The following is a 6,443-nucleotide window of genomic DNA, read 5'->3' on the forward strand; positions in this document are numbered from 1 at the left end:
CACGCGGCCGGGCAGGGCGGCGAACCGGAGACTACATGAGAACGATTTTCACAACGAAGTCAGCCCATGGGAACATCGAAGTGCACGATCCCCTGCCCACCGCCCGCGTCCTCCCGCTCGTCGTGCACGACCTTGGCGAGCGACCGCCAGAACGGCTCCGCGCCGGTGACGGCGGGGTCGGTGTGCAGGTAGACGGCCCGGTACCCCCCGTCGGCGGCGGCGAAGGCCAGCAGCTCGTCCACGAGCCGCCGCGCGAGCCCACGCCGACGATGCTCGGGCCGCACGTACACCCGCCGCAGCTGCGCGGTCACCCCTGAGGGGTACCGCTCGGCGACGTGCGCGGGGTTCGGGGGGTGCACGGGGCCACGGGAGTCGAGCGCGGCGGTGGCGACGACCTCACCCTCCCCGTCGACGGCGACGAGGAGGGTGTGCCGCTCGGGGGTCACATACGCCCCGGCCAGGTCGATGATGTCGCCGTGCCAGCGGGGGACGTACCCGGTGCCGAAGTCGCGGTAGACGGTGTCGAGCATGACGGCTCGGGCGGGGGCGAGGTCGGCGGGGGTGGCGGGGCGGATGCGGTAGTCGTCGATGGCGAGCACTTGCACATGGTACGCAATAAGGGGAAGCCGCTGCTCGCAGGCCCTGCTGTGAGAGGCGTCCACCCGTCGGGCCCTGGCCGTCCTCGTCGAGCCAGAGGTCGCGTTTCTCAATGCGGTCGAGCAGCCAAGCGCGCAGGGCCTTCTCCTGGAGGGCATCCCAGCCCTCGGTGGCCCAGTAGCAGAGTCGCGACTGTCGGAACGGCTGCACTTGCCGCGGAGTTGGGGAAGGGCAATCCACAGAAGGTCTGCTGGCACAGCACTACCAACGCAGCATGGACCGACGTTTGTCATACTGTCCTACTAACCTCCTCGGCATGGGACTTGGGAATCTGACTCGCGCAGGGGTGCTGGCTGCAATCGCCGAGTGTCAGCAGCTAGGGCGCGAAACGTTTCGTCACCGGTACGGTTTCGGTCGGGCCACGACATACGAGCTGGTCGTGGACGGCAGCCGCTTTGACTCGAAGGCCATCGCAGGAGTAGCACACCTGTACTCAGCCGGCAGCCTGCTGTCTGCTGATGGGTTCAGCGGTGGCGCGCGTACGGTCGCCCACCGCCTGCGTTCGCTCGGCTTCACCGTGGAAGACGGGAACGCCGTCACAGACGGGCAGCAAGGAGGGCCGCAGGTGGTTCTCCAGCCACGCGGCGGCGCCCGGGATCGCGGACCGCAGAACTTCGCGAAGTCGGTACGACGAGGTGTACCGATCGCAGACATCAAAGACGCGCTCGCCGAGCAGGCGCACGTGCTCACCGCGTTGTACCCGGACGGGGTCGCTCGGTTGTGGGGATCCACTCCCACCACGCAGGTCAACAATGAGAAGGCGAAGGCTCTACGTAACCGCCGAATCGGGGATGACGTGCTCTTCTATGCGGAGAACCACCTCATCGCTCGCGCTCGCATTCTCCATCTGTTCGACAGTCTGCCAGTAGCACGCAAAGTCTGGGGTACAGACGAGGACAACGCCACGTGGGAACACATCATGGCCTTGGGGGAAGTCGAAGAGTTCGCCACGCCACTTCCCGCTGAGCCCGTACTGGCGCGCCTGAACGTTCCTGCACCGTTGCGCAGCCTCACCCTTCGGTCAGGTGAGGACTACCGCCGTACCGCGGAACTCCTTCCTGGAAGGAGCAGGATCGCTTCTTCGGAGTCACCGCTTCCGCCTCCAGCCGTGTCCGCCCCGCTGACCGCCCGGGATCTCCTGCACCGGCTCGGATCCCTCCACACGCATCGCCGCACGGGCAGCGATGCTCCCAGTCGCCACCAACCGTTGTCTCTGCTGTGGGCGATCTCCCGAATCGCTGCGGACAAGCCGCGCTTGGCGCCGTGGACGTCCTTTCGCTCGGAAGTCAGTCCACTTCTGGCCGATTTCGGCCTGCCCGATTCCAAGGTCACGCCTGAGTACCCCTTCTGGCATTTGCAGGGCAGTGGTCTCTGGGAGGTGCACGGCGTCCCAAGCGATGCCGGTTCCATGCCGCAGGTGGGGACCTTCAACACGGCGCAGCCAGTCGCGGGCTTCACTCAGGCGAGCGCTGAACTACTGCGGAACCCGCTGACCCGCTTGGAAGCCGTGATCAAGCTCTGTAGTACCTACCTCGACGACGTCGACCAACGGGCACTGCTCGGACGGGTGGGTCTCGCCGGGTACGCCACAGCCGATGGCCTGGTCGATGATGACGAGGACAGCCGTACCCCGGAAACCCACCACTCAGAGCGGGCAGCCGGCCCGGCGACCCGCCGAGAAGCGACCGTCTCACGGTTGGTTCGCGATGCTGCGATAGCCAATCACGTCAAGGAATTGCACGGCCATGCCTGCCAAGTGTGCGAAGCCCGCCTGCAGTACAAGCGCAGGCCCTACAGCGAGGCCGCACACATCCGTGGCCTCGGTTCTCCCCATGACGGTCCTGACGAACTGCAGAACTTGCTCTGCCTCTGTCCCAACCACCACGTTCTGTTCGACGGCCTCGAGATCTACGTGGACGTCGACGGCGTCGTGAAGCGAACCCAGGGAGGCGACGCCTTGGGACGTCTGCGCCGACACGTCAACCACCAGATCGATGAGGCATATCTGCAATACCACCGCACTCTGTGCGAACTCAACATGCTGACAGAGGGGTAAAGCTGGGGTGTGATGCCGCCGATCGGCTCCCTTGGACTTCAGACCCACGGGTGCCGATCGGGCCGGACATTTCTCCGGATGCATCCATCATTATCGATTGGTGAGGGCGTACCAACATCGCAGCTACGGTGTCAGGCCACGGACATGGCTTTCCGTACGCCCTCGCTCGTCAGCTCTCGCAGCTTCTGCCGCGTCTCCGGATCCGTCGAGTAGACAATGGTGCCGACCATGCCTCGCGTCAGCAGCACCTTGTAGGTGTTGCGGATCAGTCGGTCGACGTCGGCATCCGGGATCGACTTCTTGAAGACCGGGTCCTTCGACGCCGTTCGGTCCGTGATCCACCGGTCGCCGCGCCAGAGCAGGTCAGAGCCGATGATGACGCCGGACCAGTCGTACTCGAAACCCTGGGCCGTGTAGACGCAGCCGACCTGGCCGAAGCCCGCCGGGTCGGTGGCCCACAGGGCGGCCGGGGGCGCACCGGAGACGGAGCGGTCGCCGCGCAGGTTCCAGGGGCGCGCCCAGTCACCGATGACTACGTCCGGCGGGAGCGGCTCCCCGGGCTTGGGTTCCGGAGACCAGCGCCAGCAGTAGCCGGCGGACATGCGGGCGCCGTAGCCCTGGGAGCGGCGGGCCTCAAGGAACTCCTCCATTTCCTGCGGGCTGTCGGCGACCAGCAGCTGCATGCGGCCATCGGGTTCCCAGACGACCGGACCGCCGGACTCCAGGCCCAGGAGCCGGACCACCCAGCGCAGGTAAGCGTCACTGCCGCCGCAGCGGAACTGGCTGTCCAGCGGGACGACGTGGCAGGGGATGCCCCGCTTCGCCGCCGCCTCCCTGATCTCGGCCACGGTGCCCATCTCACCGGGACGGACGACCTGGTGTTCGTCGAGGAAGAAGACCGGGACGTAGGCGACGTCGATGAGTTCGTCGATCTGGGCCCGGCCGGTCCGCAGGGCGGCGCGCGTGTAGCGGTTGGCCGACGTCTCCCGGATACGATGCGCCTCGTCGCAGATCAGGGCGCCGAGGCTGTTCTTCTCGGCCGTCATGAAGCTGTTGAAGTACTTGAAGAGGTCCTGTACTTCCCGTTTGCGAGTGCCGGCGATCTTCCGCATCGTCTTGGTGAAGGACTGGGAGCCGGTGGCATGCAGTGCGGGTACGCCGCGTCGGTACAGTTCGCCGAGCAGTTGGAGGGCGATGACACTCTTGCCGGTGCCTGGTCCGCCCGTGACGATGACGACCTCCTTGCGGTCCGCGTCCTTCGCCTTCTGCACCGCGTTGAGCACCATGCGGTACGCAACCTGCTGCTCGTCGAGGAGCACGAACTGCGTACGCTCGCGCACCTCTTCGGCTGCTACGGACATGAGCTGCTTCGAGGGCACTGTGACCCCGTGACACAGCTCATCCGCCGCCCGGGCTCCCGAGTACTTGTCGCTGAGCTGAGCGCGAAGGTGGTCCATGAAAGCGCCACGGCGCTCCCCGGTGAAAAGCAGGCCGTGCCCGTCCCGCTCGATCTCCCGCAGTCCGGTGACTCCGAACTCGGTGGCGTTGTGCAGGAAAGCCACCCCGTTGACCCTGTGCCCGTACTCCGCGACAGCCCCGTTGAAGTTGACCAGGTACTCGCAATACCGCCGTACCTGCTCAATAGGATTGAGAACAGGGTGGGGGTAAGCGTCCACATGACACAGGGTGGGGTCGTCCTCGTTCGGGAGTGCCTGACTCCATTGCTTCAGCTCCACGACGACATAGGAGGGTTCACCCGTTGTCGGATGCACTCCGGCGAGTACGACGTCTGCCCGTTTGCTGTTGAGCGGCAGCGCGTATTCAAGCATGACTTCGACGTCACCGAGACCGGCGTCGTTGAGAACCGCCGTCAGTGCGGGGATGCTCCGCTCCCAGGAGCGGACCTCCGCGGTGCTGGGCCGGTAACCATGCATGTGGACGAATCGCTCGGTGAGGTGCAGGTAGAGCGAGCTGTCGAAGGCCCTCGCGGCGATCGACTTGGCAGACTCGCGGAGCAGCAAGGACTTCCCCCAGGCAGCACGAAGTGACTCGTGCGGGTGGGGGCATGTCCTTCGAGACTCCACCAGGGCGGAGCGGAAGCCCGTCGGGCCGCGTTGACGATGCCTGCGAGATTACCTTGTGGCACTGACAGAGGTCTCTGGTGGCCACGGAGGCGACCGGGGTCCGTTTCCGGTGACGTCCCTGCCACCTCCTGATCGCGCCCGCAACCGAGCGACCATGCCGAAAGGTGCCAGAGCCAGAGGGCCAGGCCGAACGTGCGGTTGCATCGGAGAAGCCGCGGCCTTCGCGAGCCGCCGTGTGTTGTCACTCGACGGGCCATGAGAACGGCGCACTTTTCCATCTCCGGGCTGCGGGAGTCCTCCCGCGTGCGGCGGGCAGGCCGTAGGTCGGATCTCAGGCACCAATCGCCGTGTGAGGCACTAAGGTTGCAGCTCAACGGGGCATCCGTCGGCCACTGTGCCGCTCGCCGAAGTCACCGTCTCGAGATACCGGCGGGGTTGTCCGAACTCCGCGTTCCGGCTCGTCGCCGAACCGCCTGGGGGCACTCACCATGACCGCGACTCCGATGGACGCTACCGACAACGACGCAGACGACAAGGCAACTCGAAAGGCTGTCGAGCAGGAACGAACCGAGCTCAAAGAGTTCATCAAGGGGCTGAGCGCCGACGACATCAAGTCGGGCAACTGGTTCACCAAGCTCACCGCTCATGCCATGAGCTCCTACACCGAGAAGGTCGACTGGCAGTACTTTCAGGAGCGGTACGAGGGCGTCCCGCCGGACGGTATCGTCGATCAGCGGATCAAGATGGCGTGCCGGTATGCCGCGCTCGAAGGCGGACTCTCCGCCGGGGCCTACACGGCGACCGTCGCGGCCACCATCGGAAGCCTCGGCGGTGCCTCGCCGGCGACCGTACCCGCCGCGGTCGCGACCATGATGGTCGACGTCGCGTTCATCACCCGGCTCCAGCTCCGCCTCGCCTACGACATCGCGGTCCTCTACCGGGTCCCGCTCGACATGAACGACCCCGAGGACCTGTGGAAGCTCATCCGCGTCGCCTTCACCATCAAGAGCGGGGAAGCGGTTCACAAAGGCGTGGCTAAAGCGGTCCCGGCCATGGTGCGGCCACTGGTCAAGCGCTTCTACTCCGGTTCGGTTCTGACCGCCGGAAAGGCCCTCCCCGTCGTCGGGAAGCATCTCCTGCAACGCAACGTCATCAAGATCGGCATTCCACTCGTCGGTGTTCCCCTCGCGGTGGTGCTGAACCGCTACACGACGCTACTCGCCGGGCGGCACGCGCAGGCCGTCTTCCGGAACGAGGCGCGGGTGATCGAGATCGCCGAGCGTCTGAGCAAGGAGAGCCGGCACCCGCAGTTGATGCTGTGGGTCGCGTGGCTCGTGATCAGGGCGACGCAGAAGATCGCCGACGACGAGGCGCTGTTGATGCGGCATCTGGTGAGGCTCGTCCGGCAGCAGCACCAGGTGGTCGACGAACAGCTCGCGCGCCTTGTCGACCTCGACCCCGCCGAGGTGTGGAAGCGGGTGGATGCCGAGCCGGGGGATCTGAGCGACCTCCTCGACGCGGCCGATCGCGTGGCCGCGGTGGACGGTGACGCCAACGCCAAGGAGAAGGCAGTCATCTCCGAGCTCCGGGAACGCTGCCTACGACCCTGACGCCGAGTCAGTGAGCCTTTTCCAACCTCATGCCGA

General features: G+C 66.0%; 4 protein-coding genes. 2 read left to right on the forward strand and 2 right to left on the reverse strand.

All coding sequences use genetic code 11. The annotated features are described in order from the left end of the window. Positions 1 to 59: 59 nt before the first annotated feature. On the reverse strand, positions 60 to 530 hold the full coding sequence (locus tag ACFIF2_RS33720; RefSeq protein WP_395577095.1) for a GNAT family N-acetyltransferase: 471 nt from the start codon (positions 528 to 530) through the stop codon (positions 60 to 62). Between the two features lie 506 nt (positions 531 to 1,036). Here ACFIF2_RS33720 and ACFIF2_RS33725 point away from each other — a divergent pair. Then, entirely contained in the window at positions 1,037 to 2,713 is a 1,677-nt protein-coding gene (locus ACFIF2_RS33725; protein ID WP_395577090.1) for an HNH endonuclease, read from the forward strand. A 131-nt stretch (positions 2,714 to 2,844) separates the two neighbouring features. On the opposite strand, the gene ACFIF2_RS33730 is transcribed toward ACFIF2_RS33725, so the two are convergent. Next, the gene (locus ACFIF2_RS33730) at positions 2,845 to 4,734 is read right to left on the reverse strand and encodes a DNA/RNA helicase domain-containing protein (protein ID WP_395577091.1); all 1,890 of its coding nucleotides are present in this window, start codon (positions 4,732 to 4,734) and stop codon (positions 2,845 to 2,847) included. 566 nt (positions 4,735 to 5,300) lie between these two features. Here ACFIF2_RS33730 and ACFIF2_RS33735 point away from each other — a divergent pair. Then, on the forward strand, positions 5,301 to 6,407 hold the full coding sequence (locus ACFIF2_RS33735; protein WP_395577092.1) for a hypothetical protein: 1,107 nt from the start codon (positions 5,301 to 5,303) through the stop codon (positions 6,405 to 6,407). The last annotated feature ends 36 nt before the right edge of the window (positions 6,408 to 6,443 follow it).

The organism is Streptomyces sp. BK79, assembly GCF_044142145.1.
In the GTDB taxonomy this organism is placed as follows: domain Bacteria; phylum Actinomycetota; class Actinomycetes; order Streptomycetales; family Streptomycetaceae; genus Streptomyces.